We start from the raw sequence: 16,529 nt of genomic DNA on the forward strand, positions 1-16,529 counted from the left end.
CGTCGCACCAGACGTCACGTCACGGGAGGGCCGATGGCCGCCACGACCCCCATCGCGGGCACGCTGTCCGCCGATCTCCGCCAGGCTGTCTGGGCGGTCCACGAACGGGCGCACCACTCGTCCTACATGGGCGCGCTGCTCGACGGCGCCCTCCCGCTGGACGCCTACACCCTGCTCGCCGAGCAGTACATCGCGATCTACACCGCGCTGGAGGCGGCCGGGGACACCCTGGCCGCCGACCCGGTCGCGGCCCCGTTCGTCATCGACGAGCTGCGCCGGGTGCCCGCACTGCACGCCGATCTCGACGCACTGGGCGGCGGGGTCCCGCGGGTCCTGCCCGCGACCGCGGCCTACGTGGCGCGGCTGCGCGAGACCGCGGCGGACCCGGCGCTGTTCGTGGCCCACCACTACACCCGCTACCTGGGTGACCTGGCCGGCGGCCAGGTCGTCGGGAAGATCCTGCAGCGCACCTACGGCATCGACGGGCCGGGGCGGCTGTTCTACGACTTCACGGCCCTCGGCAGTCCCTCGGCGTTCCGGGCCCGCTACCGCGCCCTGCTCGACGACGCCCCCTGGACGCCGGCGCAGCGCGAGCGGCTGCTCGCCGAGGCGGTGCACGCCTTCGAGCTGAACATCGCCGTGCTCACCGAGATGGCGCAGGAGGTCGGGCTCGGGCAGCCGCTGGCGTCCTGAGCCGGAATCGGGGGAACTAGGATCGACGCCCGTCCCCCGACCACGATCCCAGGAGTGTCCCGGTGTCCAGCCCCGGCATCGACCCGGACGAGCTCGCGACCGCGCTGAAGGTACTGGCCCAGGTCGACGAGCTGCCACCCGAACACCCCGACGCCGTGGTCGTCCGGCGGGCGACCGCCGGGATCTGGAAGTCGGTGCGGCTGCGGCGTCGCGCGGAGAAGCGCCAGGCCGAGAAGTCCTCCGACGAGGCCGTCACCGCCGCCACCGCGACCGGGGCGGCCGGACGCATCGACGACGAGACCGCCGGGATCCCGCTGGTGTCGACCACCCCCGGCGCGACGGCGGGGACCCTGCACCGCGCCCGCGGCTGCTACGTGTGCAAGACGCGCTACACCGTCGTCGACGCCTTCTACCACCAGCTGTGCCAGGACTGCGCCGCCGCGCACCGCGCGCACCGCGAGGCCCGCACCGACCTGACCGGGCGCCGCGCGCTGCTCACCGGCGGCCGCGCCAAGATCGGGATGTACATCGCGCTGCGGCTGCTGCGCGACGGTGCGCACCTCACGATCACCACCCGCTTCCCGCGCGACGCCGCCCGGCGCTTCGCCGCACTGCCCGACTCGGCGCAGTGGCTGCACCGGCTGCGGGTGATCGGGGTGGACCTGCGCGACCCGGCCCAGGTCGTCGCGGTCGCCGACGAGGTCGCCGCCGCCGGACCGCTCGACATCCTGGTGAACAACGCCGCACAGACGGTGCGCCGCTCCCCCGGCTCGTACTCCGCGCTGGAGGCGGCCGAGCAGGAGGAGCTGCCCGCGGGCGAGCTGCCGGAGATCGTGTCGTTCACCAGCGCCTCGCGCGAGCACCCGGTCCTGCTCGCCGGGGCGGGCCCGGGCGGGCGCGACCTGGCCGCGCTGGCGACGACGGCCCGTTCGGCGTCGCCGGAGCGGATGGCCGACGGCACCGCGGTCGACGCGGGCGGTCTGCTCCCCGACACCGCGGCGGTCAACAGCTGGGTCGACCACGTCCAGCACGTGGACCCGCTCGAGCTGCTCGAGGTGCAGCTGTGCAACCAGACGGCGCCGTTCGTGCTGGTCTCGCGGCTGCGCCCGGCGATGGCGGCGTCGAGCGCACGCAACAAGTACGTCGTGAACGTCTCGGCGATGGAGGGCGTGTTCGGCCGCGGCTACAAGGGGCCCGGGCACCCGCACACCAACATGGCCAAGGCCGCGCTGAACATGCTGACCCGCACCAGTGCCGGGGAGATGTTCGCGACCGACCGGATCCTGATGACCGCGGTGGACACCGGCTGGATCACCGACGAGCGGCCGCACCCGATGAAGCTGCGCCTGGCCGAGGAGGGGTTCCACGCCCCGCTCGACCTCGCCGACGGCGCCGCCCGGGTCTACCACCCGATCGTCGCCGGGGAGGCCGGGGAGGACCTGCACGGAGTGTTCCTGAAGAACTACCGCGTGTCGTCCTGGTAGAGGGGTCCGGCCGTCCCTGTCGGGGGTCGCCGCTACCGTGCGGTCCGTGCTGGAGATCCATCGGGCCGAACGCGCCGACACCCTCGTGGAGGCGCTCGCCGACGTGCTGGCGGTCGGCTCGGGTGACCCGTTCGCGGCCGAGACCGTCGCGGTCCCCGAGCGCGGGGTGGAGCGCTGGCTGGCCCAGCGGCTGGCACACCGGCTGGGTGCGGGGTCGGGCAGCGGCGGGGTCTGCGCGAACGTCCGGTTCCCGGCCCCGGCCGCGCTGCTCGGCGGGGTCGTCGCGCACGTCACCGGCACGGACCCGGCGACCGACCCGTGGTCGCCCGGCCGGTCGGTGTGGCCGCTGCTGGAGCTGATCGACGAGGCCGTCGCCACGTCCGGGGACGACCGGTTCACCGCCCTGGCCGCACACCTGGAGCGTGGTGGGCACGGCCGCCGCTACGCGCTCGCCCGCACACTGGCCGGGCTGTTCGGCTCCTACGCCACCCACCGCCCCGAGCTGCTGCGCCGCTGGCGCGCCGGGGAGGACGCGGTGCCCGCCGACCTGCGGTGGCAGCCCGAGCTGTGGCGGCGCCTGCGCACGGCGGGCGGGGTCCCCGGTCCCGCCGAGCGGCTCGACGAGGCGGTGGCCCTGCTGCGCGGGGGCGCCGACCCGGGACCCGAGGTGGGGCCGCGGCTGTCGTTGTTCGGCCCGACCCGGCTGGCCGCCGAGCACCTGGCCGTCCTGGAGTCCCTCGCGGCGCACCGGGAGGTCCACCTGTGGCTGCCGCACCCGTCGCCGGTGATGTGGGAGGCGGTGCGCGCCGGGCGTTCGCCGGGGGTGCCGTCGCGTGCCACCGACACCAGCGCCGAGGCGGTCCGTCACCCGCTGCTGCGCTCGCTCGGCCGCGACACCCGGGAGCTGGCGCTGCGGCTGCCCCCGGCCGGGCCCACGGTGGCCGACACCCACCACCCGGCCCCCGCCGACACCGGCCCGCCGACGCTGCTGCGCCGCCTGCAGGCCGCGCTGCGCGACGACGCCGTGCCGCCCGCCCCCGCGGACCGTCCGCTGCTCGACCCGGCCGACCGCAGCGTCGCGCTGCACTCCTGCCACGGCCCGGACCGGCAGGTGGAGGTGCTGCGCGAGGTGCTGCTCGGGCTACTCGCCGCGGACCCGGACCTGGAGCCGCGCGACATCATCGTCATGTGCCCGGACATCGAGGTGTTCGCGCCGCTGATCACCGCCTCCTTCGGTCTCGCCCCGGACGCGGACACCCCGGACGGCGCGGGCCCGTCCCGCGAGGAGCTGCACCCCGGGCACCGGCTGCGGGTGCGCCTGGCCGACCGGGCGCTGCGCCAGGCGAACCCGCTGCTGGGCACCGTGTCGTCGCTGCTGGAGCTCGCCGGGTCCCGGGTCAGTGCCTCCCAGGTGCTCGACCTGGTCGCCTCCGCCCCGGTGCGGCGCCGATTCCGCTTCGACGACGACGCGCTGGAGCGGCTGTCCGAGCTGGTCACCGCGGCCGGGGTGCGGTGGGGGCTCGACGCCGCGCACCGCCGGCCCTACCGGCTCGAGGGGGTCGGGCAGAACACCTGGCGAGCCGGTCTGGACCGGATGCTCGTCGGCGTCGCGATGGCCGAGACACCGGGCGCCCCGGCCTGGCTGGGCACCGCTCTGCCGCTGGACGAGGTCGACTCCTCCGACGTGGACCTGGTCGGGCGGCTCGCCGAGTTCGTCGACCGGCTCGCGACCGTGCTCGGTGCGCTGCGCGGGCCGCAGCCGCTGTCGGCGTGGGTGGACGCGCTGGTCGAGGGGCTGTCGGCGCTGACCGACACCACCCCGACCGACGCCTGGCAGGCCGGGCAGGCGCGCGCGGAGCTGGCCGACGTCGTCGCCTCCGCGGGGCCGCAGGCCGCCACCGTCGACCTCGACCTGCCCGACGTGCGCGGTCTGCTCGCCGAGCGGCTGCGCGGTCGGCCCAGCCGGGCGAACTTCCGGACCGGCACGCTGACCGTCGCGACCTTGGTCCCGATGCGGGCCGTCCCGCACAAGGTGGTGTGCCTGCTGGGCTGCGACGACGAGGTGTTCCCCCGCGCGGGCGCCTCCGACGGGGACGACGTGCTGGCCCGGGATCCCGTCGTCGGCGAGCGCGACCCGCGCGGGGAGGACCGCCAGCTGCTGCTCGACGCGATCTGCTCGGCCACCCGGCACCTGGTCGTGGTGTCCTCCGGTGCCGACGAGCGCACCGGGGCGACCGACCGCCGTCGGTACCGGTCGGGGAGCTGTGCGACGCGATCGACGCCTGCGTGCGGACCACCTCCGGCACCCCCCGCCTCACGGGCGCTGCTGCGGGCCCGGCACCCGCTGCAGCCCTTCGACCGGCGCAACTTCACCCCCGGCGCGCTGCTGGCCGACGGGCCGTTCAGCTTCGACCGGGCCGCGCTGCGCGGCGCCGAGGCCGCGGCCGGGCCGCGCACCGTGACCCCGCTGTTCGGTGCGGACCCGCTGCCCCCCGCCGGAGGACCCGCCGGACGGGGTGGTCGAGCTCGACGAGCTGGTCGCGTTCGTCGAGCACCCGGTGCGGGCGTTCCTGCGCCAGCGGGTGCGGGTGCTGCCGCCGGAGGAGAACGTCGAGCCCGACGACGCGCTGCCGGTCGAGCTCGACGGCCTGGCCACCTGGAAGATTGGTGACCGGCTGCTGACCGACCGGCTCGCCGGGCCGCACCGCAGGCCGTGGCGCGGGCCGAGACGCTGCGCGGGGACCTCCCGCCCGGCGGGATCGGCCACCGGGTCCTCACCGAGGTCGGCGGGCAGGTCGAGCCGCTGGTCGCCGTCGCCGCGTCGGTCGCGACCGGCGAGGCGGGCTCGCAGGACCTCGTCGCGCAGCTCACCGGCACCCCCGAGGACGGCCGCGCCGTCGCCGGGACGGTGCCGGGCCTGCACGGCGACGTCGTGGTGCGTCTCGAGTACTCGCGGCTCAAGGCCAAGCACCGGCTGCGGGCCTGGGTGCAGCTGCTCGCGCTCACCGCCGCACACCCCGGCCGGTCCTGGACGGCGGTGACCGTCGGCCGCGGCCCCGGCGGCGAGGCGCGCTCGGTACTCGGCCCGGTCGACCCCGGCCTGGCCCGTCGCACCCTGGCCGACCTGGTCGCGCTGCGCCGCGAGGGGCTGCGGGCGCCGCTGCCGCTGCCGACCGACGCCGCCGCCGTCTACGCCCGCAACCGCGCCCGCGGCGTGGTCCCCGCCAACGCGTTCGCCGCGGCGGAGAGCGAGTGGTCGCGCTTCGAGCACGCCGAGGCCCCGCACGTCTTCGTCCGGGGCGGCGCGGGCGGCCCGCTGGTCGTCCGTCCCGAGCCCGGTTCCGGCGGTGAGCCCACCCGGTTCGGGGAGCTCGCCGTCCGGTTGTGGGCACCGCTGCTCGACCACGAGAGGCAGGACGCGCCGTGAGCACCACGAGCCTGCTGTCGGCACCGACCTTCGACGTCGACGGCCCGCTGCCGACCGGCACCGTCGTGCTGGAGGCGAGTGCGGGGACGGGCAAGACCTACACGATCGCCGCGCTCGCGACCCGCTACGTCGCCGAGGGCGTCGCGGACCTGGACCGGCTGATGCTGGTCACCTTCGGCCGCGACGCCACCCAGGAGCTGCGCGAGCGGGTCCGGGAGCGGTTGGTGGGCACCGAGCGCGCGCTGGCCGCGGTGCTCGCCGGCGCCACCCCGCCGACTCCCGACGCGGACCCGGTCGTCGCGCACCTGGCCGCCACCGACCCGGCCGAGCTGGAGCGGCGCCGGGCCCGGCTGGCCGTGGCCTCGGCGTCGTTCGACGCGGCCACGATCGCCACCACCCACCAGTTCTGCATGCAGATGCTGGCGGGGCTGGGCGTGGCCGGGGACAACGACCCGGACGCGGAGTTCGTCGACCACGTCGACGACGTCGTCACCGAGGTCGTCGACGACTTCTACGTGCGCAAGTACGCCGCGCCGAACGCGGGCCGCCCGGCGTTCGACCGGGCCGCGGCGCTGGCGCTGGCCCGCCGCGCCGTCGGCGACCCGCAGGCCGAGCTGGAGCCCCGCGACGCCGACCCGACCACCCCGGCCGCCACCCGCTACGGCTTCGCCTCCGCGGTGCGTCGCGAGGTCGACGCCCGCAAGCGGCGCGCCCGCATCTACAGCTACGACGACATGCTCACCCGCCTCGCGACGGCGCTGCGCGACCCGGTCCGCGGCCCCGCCGCCCGGGAACGGCTCCGGTCACGGTTCTCGGTGGTGCTCGTCGACGAGTTCCAGGACACCGACCCGCCGCAGTGGGAGATCCTCTCCCTGGCCTTCCACTCCGCCCCGGGGACCACCCTGGTGCTGATCGGCGACCCGAAGCAGGCGATCTACGCCTTCCGCGGCGCCGACGTGCACAGCTACCTGCGGGCCGCCGACGCGGCGGCGACGAAGCGCACCCTGTCGACGAACCGCCGCAGCGACGCGGCGCTGCTCACCGCGCTGGACGCGGTGTTCGGCGAGGCCACCCTCGGCGACCCCGGGATCGTCGTCCACCCGGTCCGGGCCCACCACACCGGGCGGCGGCTGACCGCCCGGCACGACGCCCCGCTGCGGCTGCGGCTGATCGACCGGGACCGGCTCGACCTGACCGGGCGCGGCCTGGCCCGGGCCAAGGGCGCCCGCGCGGTCGTGGCCCGCGACGTCGCCGTCGACCTGTCGCAGCTGCTCGACGGCACCGCCCGCTTCGCGGGGGACCAGCTGCGCCCCGGCCAGGTCGCGGTGCTGGTAAGGACCAACGCCCAGGGCATGCTGGTGCGGGACGCCTGCGCCGAGGCCGGGGTGCCCGCCGTGCTCACCGGCACCAGCAGCGTGTTCACCACGCCGGTCGCCGCGGAGTGGCTGACGCTGTTGGAGGCCGTCGAGCAGCCGCAACGCTCGATGCGGCTGCGCGCCGCCGCGCTGACCCGGTTCGTCGGGCACACCGTCGCCGACCTGTGCGGGCCCGACGCCGAGGGACTGGTCGACCAGCTCGGCGCGGACCTGCGGGCCTGGCACCAGGTCCTCGCCGAGCGCGGGGTCGCCGCGCTGCAGGAGGCGGTGTTCGCCCGCTACGCCACCGCCGAACGCCTGCTGCGCAGCCCCGACGGCGAGCGCGACCTCACCGACGTGCGCCACGTCGGCCAGGTGCTGCACTCCGCGGCGCTGGAACGACACCTGGGCCCGACGGCCCTCACCGAGTGGCTGAGGCACCGGATCGGCGAGGCCGCCCGCGACACCTCGGCCGAGCGGAGCCGGCGGTTGGAGTCCGACGCCGACGCCGTCCAGATCGTGACGGTGCACCGGTCCAAGGGGCTCGAGTTCCCGGTCGTGTACCTGCCCTTCGCGTGGGACCGCTGGGTGGACGACCGGCCCGAGACGCTGCTCTACCACGACACCCCGCCCGGCTCCGACGGTCCGCGGCGGCTGCTCGACGTCGGCGGGTCCACCGGCCCGGACCGCACCCGGCGCACCGCGCTGCACCAGGCCGAGGAGGCCGGCGAGGACCTCCGCCTGCTGTACGTGGCGCTCACCCGCGCCTGCAGCCAGGTCGTCGCCTGGTGGGTCCCCGGGACCACGACGGCGGCGTCGTCGTGGTCCCGGGTGCTGTTCGGGCACGCCGGGCCCGGCGCGGATCCGGAGCCGACCGCGAAGGTCCCCGGCGACGCGAACGCGCTGGCGTTCCTGCGGGAACGGCTCGCCCCGGCCGGCGCGTCGGTGGAGACCGTGAGCGACCGCGACCCCGTCGGGCGCACCCCGGTCCCGCCGGGCGCCGAACCGGCCGTCGCGACGTTCTCCCGCACCCTGGACACCGCGTGGCGGCGCACCTCCTACACCGCGCTGACCGCGGCGGCGCACGCCGCGCACCACCCGCACCCGGCCGTCGACGCCGAGCCGGAGCCGGTCGCGACCGCCCCCGGGGTGCTGACCGAGCCCGAGGACGAGGGCATCGTCGACGAGCCCGACGCCGCTCCGCTCCCCGGTGCCGGCGGAGGCACCGCGACGGGCGCCGCCGACCCGGCCGCGTTCCCCTCCCCCATGGCCGACCTGCCCTCCGGAACCGGGTTCGGCACCCTGGTGCACGCCGTGCTGGAGCACCTCGACACCACCACCGCGGCCGGGGGCGACACCGCGCTGCGCGCCGAGGTCGTTGCGCACGTCACCGAGGAGCTGCGCCACCAGCCGGCCGACCTCGATCCCGACGAGCTCGCCGACGCGCTCGTCCCGGTGCTGCGGACCCCGCTCGGGCCGATCGCGTCCGGGCTCGCGCTGGCCGACGTCGCCCCGGGCGACCGACTGTCCGAGCTGGACTTCGAGCTGCCGTTGTGCGGCGGGGACACCCCGACCGGGCGGCTCACCCTGTCCGGGCTGGCCGCCGCGGTCCGCAGGCACCTCGGGTCCGACGACCCGCTGCACGGCTACGCCGACCTGCTCGACTCCCCCGACCTCGCTGGGCAGCCGCTGCGCGGCTACCTGACCGGCAGCATCGACTCGGTGCTGCGGATCCGCGACGGGGCCGGGGAGCGGTTCCTCGTCGTGGACTACAAGACGAACTGGCTGGGCCCGACCGGCCCGTCCGGGCGCGACCCGCTGACCGCGGCGCACTACACCGCCGACCGGCTGGCCACGGCGATGGCCGACGCGCACTACCCGCTCCAGGCCCTGCTCTACGCTGTCGCACTGCACCGCTACCTGCGGTGGCGGCTGCCCGGCTACGACCCGGACACCCACCTCGGCGGGGTCGGCTACCTGTTCCTGCGCGGCATGTGCGGGCCGGACACCCCGGTCACCGGGTCCGGGCCGCTGGCCGCGCCCTGCGGTGTCTTCGCCTGGCGGCCACCCGCCGCCCTGGTCGAGGAGCTGTCGGACCTGCTGGACGGAGGCACCCCGTGACGACGACCGCACCCTCCACCCCGGCACCGACGGCAGCGACGGCAGCACCGCCGGTGCCACCGGCCCCCGAACGGGACCCGTTCGGCCCGCGGGCCGCCCGCACCGCGACGGGGGTGCTCGCCGCGTTCAACGAGGCCGAGATCCTCGCACCGGGAGACATCCACGTCGCCCGGCGGCTCGCCGCCCTCGGCGGGCGCGGCGACCCGACCGCCGCCGACGATCCGGCCACCCCCGAACCCGAACCCGTGGTGCTGGCCGCCGCGCTCGCCGTCCGCGCGATACGCAACGGGTCGGTGTGCGTGGACCTGGCCAGCGCCGCGGACACGACCGCCGGCGAGGGCGAGGTCGCCGTCGACGTGTCCGGGCTGCCCTGGCCGGAGCCCGCGGCGTGGCGCGCGGCGTGCGCGGCGAGCCCGCTGGTCGCCGTCGGCGAGGACGGTCCCGCCGGACGGCCGCTGCGCCTGCTCGGGGACCTGCTCTACCTGGAGCGCTACTGGCAGGAGGAGGAGCTGGTCCGGCGCGAGTTCACCGCGCGCGCCGGGCCGGTGGCGGCCGTCGACCCCGACCGGCTGTGCGCGGCGCTGGACCGGCTGCTCGGCGACCCCGGCGCCGAACGGCAGCGCCTCGCCGCCGCGGTCGCCGCGCTGCGACCGGTCGCCGTGATCGCCGGTGGCCCCGGCACCGGCAAGACGACGACGGTCGCGGCCCTGCTCGCCGTCCTGCACGACCTGCACCGCGCGACCGCCCCGCCGGGGGCGCCGGGTCTGCGGGTGGCGCTCGCCGCGCCGACCGGGAAGGCCGCGGCCCGGCTGACCCAGTCCGTCGCCGAGGCCCACGGGCGGCTGCCGGAGACCGACCGGGCCGCCGTCGCGGGGGCGACCGCGTCGACACTGCACCGGCTGCTGGGCTCGCGGGGCACCTCGGGCCGGTTCCGCCACCACCGCGGGAACCGGCTGCCGCACGACGTCGTGGTCGTCGACGAGACGTCGATGGTGTCGCTGACGATGATGGCGCGGCTGCTGGAGGCCGTCCGGCCCGACGCCCGGCTGGTGCTGGTCGGGGACCCGGAGCAGCTCGCCTCGGTGGAGGCCGGCGCGGTGCTCGGCGACCTCGCCGCCGCGGGCGGGCGGGCCGAGCCCGCGCTGCAGGACGCACTGGCCGCCTGCGGCGCGTTCCGCGTGGACCGGCCCGTCCCGGCATCCGGTACCGCGGTCACACCGGCGCCCGCCGAGCCCGGACCGCCCGTCGTGGTCCGCAACGGGGTGGTGCGGCTGGAGCGCAACTGGCGCTTCGGCGGCACGATCGCGGACTTCGCGGCCGCCGTGCAGGACGCCGACGCCGACACCGCCGTCGCCCTGCTGCGGCGCGGCGCGGCCGACCTGTCCTTCGTTGACGGCGACGCGGCCGAGATCGAGCCGTCCCGGCTGGACACCTTCCGCCAGGACGTGGTCCGGGCCGCGGTGGACGTGATCGGTGCGGCCGATGCCGGGGACTCCGCACGGGCGCTGCGGGTGCTCGACGACCACCGCGTCCTCTGCGCGCACCGCCGCGGCCCGCACGGGGTGGCCCGCTGGACCGCGGAGATCGAGCGGTGGATCGAGACCGAGCGTCCCGGATTCGCCGCCGAGGCCCCCTGGTACCCGGGTCGTCCGTTGCTGGTCACCACGAACGACTACGACCTCGGGCTGTTCAACGGCGACACCGGGGTCGTGGTCCGGACCGCATCCGGGCGCCGCGCGGTGTTCGCCCGGGACAACTCCTCGGTCGCGTTCGAGCCGGCCCGGCTCGGTGGTGTCGGCACCGTCCACGCGATGACGGTGCACCGCAGCCAGGGCAGCCAGTTCCGGCGGATCACCGTCGTGCTGCCGCCCGCGGACTCACCGCTGATGACCCGTGAGCTGCTCTACACCGCCGTCACCCGGGCGAAGGAGGCCGTGCGGATCATCGGCACCGAGGAGGCGGTGCGCGCCGCGATCGGCCGCCCGGCCGGGCGTGCGAGCGGCCTGCAGCAGCGGCTCGGGACCTGAGGTCCCGGGCCGCGCCGGCGCGGGCACGGCTCACGCGGCCGGCGGGGCCTGCTGCTTCTGCTTGCGGCCCGCCTGCACCGAGACGAGCACCACCAGGGCCAGGCTGATCCACAGTGCGTACTTGTCGATGGCGAGCACCACGTCGACGGCGTGCTGCCCGAGCCCGAACCCGAGCCCGGCGACGAGTCCGGTGATCAGCGCGGCACCGATCGCGTCGAACAGCAGAAAGGTCCAGAGCCGCATCTTCCCCAGGCCGGCGACGGCGAACACCGCCGCGGCCGGGATGCCGGGCAGCGCGGACGCGACGACGGCGATCGGCATCGCCCAGCGCGGCCAGCTGCGGATCCGGCCGACGAACCGCTTCGCGAGGTCACCGGGCGCCCACAACGCGACGATCTTCTCACCCCACCGGCGCCCGGCCAGCCAGAACAACCAGTCGAACTTGATCATCCCGAACACGCCGGCGGCGATCACGACCCACAGGTCCGCCTCCCCGATCCGGGCGAACGCCGCGCCCGCGCCGACCGCGGAGAGGCTGCCGGTGACCGCGGCGAGCCACACCGGGTGCGACGCCAGCAGGAACGGCCGCAGCGGCATCGTCGCCAGCATGAACACGAGCAGGCCGAGGGTGGAGAAGACGAGCACCTTGTCGCCGCGCGACATCGGGTGGTCCCACGGCATCGCATCGCGCCAGGCCTGCTTGCCCGCCTCGATCTCCTCCGGGCTGTAGTCGCGCCGCCACCACCGCGTCCGTGCGGGGGCCTCGCCGTCCCCGTCGGGGACCGCCCCGTCCGCGGCGGGTGCCACCTGCTCCCCGGCGGGCGCGGCTCGTCCGGTGTGGTCGTTCGTCATCGTCGTCCCCTCGTCCGATGGCGTTCCCTCGGCACAGGACCCTAGGCCGGACGGGGTCCTGTCCGAATCCGCAGGGAGGACGACATGCCCACCGCCCCGTCCTCGTCCGGGCGGAGGAGGAAACCGCTCGGCGGCGTCCCGCGGCGCGGCTACGCTCCCGCTCTGTGCCGCCCGCCGCACCGACCGACGGACCTCTCCTCGACGCACCCGTCGCCCTGCGTCCGCTGGTGCGCGCCGACCTGCCCCTGCTGCAACGCTGGCTGGCCGCGCCGCACGTGCACCGGTGGTGGTTCCACGAGACCACCGACGAGGCCCTCGAACACGACTTCGGGGCGGGGCTGTGCGGGGAGGAACCGGGCGAGGACCTCGTCGCCGAGCTCGGCGGTGTCCCGGTCGGGCTGGTCCAACGCGCCCGCTGGGCCGGAGAAGGCCGGGTTCCGCCGGATCGCGACCGGGGAGCTGCCCCCCGACAACCCGGCCGACCCCCCCGCTGTCCCACGTGCTCCGGCTCGACCGACCCGCCCGTCCGGGATGATCGCCGGATGACTCCCGTGACCAGCGCCGGCCTCCTGCTCCACCGGACCGGCCCGAACGGCCCGCAGGTACTGCTCGGCCACATGGGCGGACCGTTCTGGGCCCGCAAGGACGACCACGCCTGGTCCCTGCCCAAGGGCGAGCACCCTCCCGACGAGAGCCCGCTCGACGCGGCCCGCCGCGAGTTCACCGAGGAGATCGGTGCCCCGCCACCCGACGGCGACCCGGTCCCGCTCGGCACGGTCCGCCAGTCCCGCAAGACCGTCACCGCCTTCGCGCTGGACGGGTCCGGCTTCACCGGCGCCGACGCCGTCGCCGACCGTCCCGACGACGGCAGCTGGGTCGAGATGGAGTGGCCGCCCCGCTCCGGGCGCACCCTGCGCTTCCCGGAGCTGGACCGCGCCGCGTGGTTCGACCTCGCGACCGCCCGGGAGAAGATCGTGAAGGGGCAGGTGCCGCTGCTGGACAGGTTGGCGGAGCTGCTCGGCGGGTAGTCGACCCCCATGGCGAACAGCATCAAGGACGAGGAGATGTACGAGCGCCTCCGCGAGGAGGGCAACTCCAAGGAGAAGTCCGCGCGGATCGCGAACGCCGCGGCGGCGCAGGGACGCGACACCGTCGGACGGCGTGGCGGTGAGCACGGCGACTACGAGAACCAGACCCGCAACGAGCTCTACGCGCAGGCGCAGAAGGTCGGCATCGAGGGCCGCTCGGACATGACCAAGGACGAGCTGATCGAGGCCCTGCGGAAGCACTGACCGGCGGCCTGGCAGGGTCGCGGGCATGAGCCGCCGCCACGACCACGACGCCGGGGGCGACCCCGAGATCCTCGCCCGCAAGGCGGAGCTGCGCGAGGAGGTCTGGACCGCGCTGACCGAGCAGAAGGTTTCCCGGTTCCCGGGTGCGCGGAACCGGATCTCGAACTTCGTCGGTGCGGAGGCCGCGGCCCGGCGGCTGCGCGAGCTGGACGTGTGGCGTGCCGCCCGCACCGTGAAGTCCAACCCGGACTCCGCACAGCTCCCGGTGCGGCAGTACGCGCTGGAGGACGGCAAGACCGTCTACATGGCCGTCCCCAGGCTGGCCGAGGACGACCCGTTCTTCCTCCTCGACCCCGACCACCTGGCCGACCCGCCGCGCCGGGCCGTGTCGATCAAGAATGCCACCCGGTCGGCCCGCCGCGTCGCCGTCGACGAGCTGGAGCCGGTGGACATCGTGGTCACCGGCTGTGTGGCGGTCGGCGCGGACGGAGCGCGGCTGGGCAAGGGCGGCGGGTTCGCCGACCTCGAGTTCGCGTTGGCCCGCGCGGCCGGGCTGATCTCCGACGACACCCTCGTCGTCACCACCGTGCACGAGCTCCAGCTCCGCGACGCCGGGGTGGTCCCGTGGGCCGACCACGACGCGCCGGTCGACCTCGTCGTCACCCCGGACCGCGTCGTCGACTGCCGGCAGCACCGGCGCCGCCGCCCCGAGGGCGGCATCGTGTGGAGCTCCCTGACCGAGGACAAGATCGCGGCCATTCCGCTGCTGGGACGGCTGCGCGAGGAGGCACGCGCATGAGGATCGTCTGCGAGCGCGGGGACATCACCGAGGCCCGCGTCGACGCCGTCGTCAACGCCGCCAACTCCGGCCTCCGCGGCGGGGGCGGGTCGACGGCGCCATCCACCGTCGCGGCGGGCCCGCGATCCTGGCCGAGTGCGAGCGGCTGCGTGCCACGGAGCTGCCCGACGGGCTCCCCACCGGCCGGGCCGTCGCGACGACCGCCGGGAACCTGCCCGCCCGCTGGGTGATCCACACCGTCGGCCCGGTGTACGCGAAGCGCGAGGACCGGTCGGCGCTGCTGGCGAGCGCCTACCGCGAGTCGCTGCGGGTCGCCGACGAGCTCGGCGCCCGGACGGTCGCGTTCCCCGCCGTCTCGGCCGGGATCTACGGGTGGCCGCTCGACGACGCCGCCCGGATCGCCGTCGCCACCGTCCGGGAGGTCGCCGACGCGGGCACCGCGGTGGCCGAGGTCCGGTTCGTCCTGTTCAGCGACGACGTCCTCGCCGCCTTCGAGACCACCCTAGGCTGACCCCATGATCACCGTGAACGGCCACACCCCGCAGGTCCACGAGCAGGCCTGGGTGGCGCCCGGCGCCGTGCTGGCCGGCGAGGTGAGCGTCGGCGCGGAGACCGGGATCTGGTACACCTGCGTGGTCCGGGCCGACCTCGCACCGATCACCCTCGGCGCCCGCACCAACGTCCAGGACGGCTCGGTCCTGCACGCCGACCCCGGCTTCCCCACGACCATCGGCGACGGCGTCACCATCGGCCACCGCGCGGTCGTGCACGGCTGCACGGTGGCCGACGACGTGCTGATCGGCATGGGCGCGGTGCTCATGAACGGGGTGCACGTCGGCGCCGGGTCGCTGATCGCCGCGGGGGCGGTGCTCACCCAGGGCACGGTCGTGCCGCCCGGGTCGCTGGTCGCCGGGGTCCCGGGGAAGGTGCGTCGTGAGCTCGGCGAGGCCGAGCGGGACTCGATCCCGCTGTCGGCCGCCGCCTACGTCCACCTGCTGGGGCTGCACCGCGACGCGAACACCTGACCCACCGATCGGCCCCGGCGGCCGGGACCGGGAACGGGCGGTCAGCCGAGGTCAGCGGCGGGTCAGGCGTCCGGCGAGGGTCGCGACGCCGTCCCCGGTGAGCCGGTCCAGCACGGCGGGGCGCCCGCACACGGCCAGCAGCAGGTCGATCGCGCGTCCCCGCACCGGCGCGCCCTGCCCCGCGTCGAACCCCGCGTCGTCGGCGACGAACCGCAGCCCCGCCACCCGGCGCCGCGTGGTGAACGCGAGCGGGACCGTCCCGACCACGAAGTCGAGCGCGACGCGCACGTCGGCGGGGTCGGGGTCGAACGGCAGCCCGAGCGGGACCACGACGTCGCCGGTGTGCACGATCGCGTCGGTCATCGGGCCCCGCGTCCCGATGCCGGGCGGGGCGACGGAGCTGCCGGCCCGCTCGCGCAGGACCGCGACCAGCTCCTCGACCGGGCGGGTGGCCTCCCGCCGCGCGGCCCGGTCGACGGCCCGGTCCAGGTTCCCCCGTGCCCACAGCACCTGGACCAGGAACGACGGGATCGTCGTGGTCAACGCGGACACCAGGTGTCCGGCGACGGTCCGCACGTCCCACCCGGCGCACAGGCTCGGCGCCGCGAGCTGCGCCGCGTCGAGCGAGGACACCAGGTCGGCGAACGCACGACGATGGCGGGCGGAGATCTCGACGACGGCGGCGTCGGGCAGGTCGGAGGTGGTCACCGCGGCGAGCGTAGGGCAGTTCAGACCCGGCCGTGGAAGGCGCGGATGTGCGCCTCGATCCGGTCCGCCGCCAGCGTCGGGTCGCCGTCGGCGAGGGCCGCGTGGATCTCCCGGTGCTCGGCCCGCAGCCGCTCGCGCAGTGCGGGCCAGTCCCCCTGGGACTGCATCGCCTCGAGCAGCATCCCCCGCACCGACTCCCGGATCGCCCGGGTCAGCTCCCCCACCAGCCGGTTCCCGGCGGCCGCGGCGATGGCGACGTGGAAGGCGATGTCGGCGTCGCTGAACGCGGCCGGATCGAGATCGGCGTCCATGACGTCCAGCGCGGCCGCCCATTCCAGCAGGTCCGACGCCGAGCGCCGACGCGCGGCGAGCCCGGCGGAGAACCGTTCGAGCATGACCCTGGCCTCGGTGACGTCGTCGACCGGGAACGAGTCGACCGCCAGGTGCAGGGCCAGGACCCGGCCGAGCGCCCGCGCCGGGGCCGGCACGACGACCGTCCCGGAGTCGGCGCCGGTGCCCACCTGCGAGCGGATCACACCCTGCGCCTGCAGCACCCGCAGCGCCTCGCGGACCGCCTGGCGGGAGGCGCCCAGCGTCGCGGCGAGCTCGCGCTCCGGCGGGAGCCGGTCCCCCGGGCGCCACTCGCCGCTCGTCAGGCGCTCCTCGACGTGGGCGAGCACCATCTCGTAGGCGGCGGGAACAGGCACGTCGTCCTCCTGCTTGTGTGTGGTCCGACCATACCGTTA

Annotated in this window: 12 protein-coding genes and 4 pseudogenes; 13 read left to right on the forward strand and 3 right to left on the reverse strand. The window is 76.2% G+C overall.

Going from position 1 to position 16,529, the window contains the following annotated elements; translation table 11 throughout:
- Positions 1 to 33: 33 nt before the first annotated feature.
- From KPL57_RS55505 to recD, 7 genes and pseudogenes are all read left to right on the forward strand, one after another.
- Positions 34 to 693, forward strand: a complete 660-nt coding sequence (locus KPL57_RS55505) for a heme oxygenase (biliverdin-producing) (protein WP_226358281.1) — start codon at positions 34 to 36, stop codon at positions 691 to 693.
- 62 nt (positions 694 to 755) lie between these two features.
- Entirely contained in the window at positions 756 to 2,177 is a 1,422-nt protein-coding gene (locus tag KPL57_RS55510; RefSeq protein ID WP_226358282.1) for an SDR family NAD(P)-dependent oxidoreductase, read from the forward strand.
- Positions 2,178 to 2,223: 46 nt separating this feature from the next.
- Positions 2,224 to 4,623: pseudogene (gene recC / locus KPL57_RS55515) on the forward strand (exodeoxyribonuclease V subunit gamma); the annotation flags it as partial.
- A 112-nt stretch (positions 4,624 to 4,735) separates the two neighbouring features.
- Positions 4,736 to 4,816, forward strand: a pseudogene (locus KPL57_RS73175) (hypothetical protein); the annotation flags it as partial.
- Positions 4,817 to 4,890: 74 nt separating this feature from the next.
- Entirely contained in the window at positions 4,891 to 5,604 is a 714-nt protein-coding gene (locus KPL57_RS55520) for a hypothetical protein (RefSeq protein ID WP_374203935.1), read from the forward strand.
- Positions 5,601 to 9,080 carry a UvrD-helicase domain-containing protein gene (locus KPL57_RS55525; protein WP_226358283.1) on the forward strand — a complete coding sequence of 1,160 codons (3,480 nt, stop codon included), beginning with the start codon at positions 5,601 to 5,603 and terminating at the stop codon, positions 9,078 to 9,080. Before KPL57_RS55520 ends, KPL57_RS55525 begins: the two co-directional genes overlap by 4 nt.
- Positions 9,077 to 11,107: an exodeoxyribonuclease V subunit alpha gene (gene recD, locus KPL57_RS55530; protein WP_226358284.1), complete on the forward strand. Its 2,031-nt coding sequence runs from the start codon at positions 9,077 to 9,079 to the stop codon at positions 11,105 to 11,107. Before KPL57_RS55525 ends, recD begins: the two co-directional genes overlap by 4 nt.
- A 30-nt stretch (positions 11,108 to 11,137) precedes the next feature.
- Here the strand turns inward: recD and KPL57_RS55535 are convergent, their stop codons facing one another.
- On the reverse strand, positions 11,138 to 11,959 hold the full coding sequence (locus tag KPL57_RS55535) for a DedA family protein (protein WP_226358285.1): 822 nt from the start codon (positions 11,957 to 11,959) through the stop codon (positions 11,138 to 11,140).
- 17 nt (positions 11,960 to 11,976) lie between these two features.
- Between KPL57_RS55535 and KPL57_RS55540 the strand changes: the two are divergent.
- The 6 genes and pseudogenes from KPL57_RS55540 to KPL57_RS55565 form a co-directional block, all read left to right on the forward strand.
- Positions 11,977 to 12,315, forward strand: a pseudogene (locus KPL57_RS55540) (hypothetical protein); the annotation flags it as partial.
- Positions 12,316 to 12,501: 186 nt separating this feature from the next.
- The gene (locus KPL57_RS55545) at positions 12,502 to 12,987 is read left to right on the forward strand and encodes an NUDIX domain-containing protein (RefSeq protein ID WP_226358294.1); all 486 of its coding nucleotides are present in this window, start codon (positions 12,502 to 12,504) and stop codon (positions 12,985 to 12,987) included.
- A gap of 9 nt (positions 12,988 to 12,996) precedes the next feature.
- On the forward strand, positions 12,997 to 13,251 hold the full coding sequence (locus KPL57_RS55550; protein WP_226358286.1) for a Rho termination factor N-terminal domain-containing protein: 255 nt from the start codon (positions 12,997 to 12,999) through the stop codon (positions 13,249 to 13,251).
- A gap of 25 nt (positions 13,252 to 13,276) precedes the next feature.
- Positions 13,277 to 14,050: a 5-formyltetrahydrofolate cyclo-ligase gene (locus KPL57_RS55555; RefSeq protein ID WP_020627881.1), complete on the forward strand. Its 774-nt coding sequence runs from the start codon at positions 13,277 to 13,279 to the stop codon at positions 14,048 to 14,050.
- Positions 14,047 to 14,561 (forward strand): annotated as a pseudogene (locus KPL57_RS55560) (O-acetyl-ADP-ribose deacetylase). The gene KPL57_RS55555 and the pseudogene KPL57_RS55560 overlap by 4 nt, the downstream one beginning before the upstream one ends.
- A 4-nt stretch (positions 14,562 to 14,565) precedes the next feature.
- Entirely contained in the window at positions 14,566 to 15,075 is a 510-nt protein-coding gene (locus tag KPL57_RS55565) for a gamma carbonic anhydrase family protein (protein WP_075306893.1), read from the forward strand.
- A 51-nt stretch (positions 15,076 to 15,126) separates the two neighbouring features.
- Here KPL57_RS55565 and KPL57_RS55570 read toward each other — a convergent pair whose 3' ends face one another.
- Both KPL57_RS55570 and KPL57_RS55575 read right to left on the reverse strand, forming a co-directional pair.
- Complete coding sequence (locus KPL57_RS55570; RefSeq protein WP_226358287.1) at positions 15,127 to 15,783, reverse strand: maleylpyruvate isomerase family mycothiol-dependent enzyme; 657 nt, start codon at positions 15,781 to 15,783, stop codon at positions 15,127 to 15,129.
- 20 nt (positions 15,784 to 15,803) lie between these two features.
- Positions 15,804 to 16,490, reverse strand: coding sequence for a FadR/GntR family transcriptional regulator (locus KPL57_RS55575; protein WP_226358288.1), 687 nt, complete (start codon positions 16,488 to 16,490; stop codon positions 15,804 to 15,806).
- Positions 16,491 to 16,529 lie beyond the last annotated feature (39 nt).

The organism is Pseudonocardia sp. ICBG601 (genome assembly GCF_020496245.1).

Coding starts and splice junctions, on each gene's coding strand:
- KPL57_RS55550 (WP_226358286.1), top strand. CDS start 12,997: ATGGCGAACAGCATCAAGGACGAGGAGATGTACGAGCGCCTCCGCGAG.
- KPL57_RS55505 (WP_226358281.1), top strand. CDS start 34: ATGGCCGCCACGACCCCCATCGCGGGCACGCTGTCCGCCGATCTCCGC.
- KPL57_RS55545 (WP_226358294.1), top strand. CDS start 12,502: ATGACTCCCGTGACCAGCGCCGGCCTCCTGCTCCACCGGACCGGCCCG.
- KPL57_RS55535 (WP_226358285.1), bottom strand. CDS start 11,959: ATGACGAACGACCACACCGGACGAGCCGCGCCCGCCGGGGAGCAGGTG.
- KPL57_RS55555 (WP_020627881.1), top strand. CDS start 13,277: ATGAGCCGCCGCCACGACCACGACGCCGGGGGCGACCCCGAGATCCTC.
- KPL57_RS55565 (WP_075306893.1), top strand. CDS start 14,566: ATGATCACCGTGAACGGCCACACCCCGCAGGTCCACGAGCAGGCCTGG.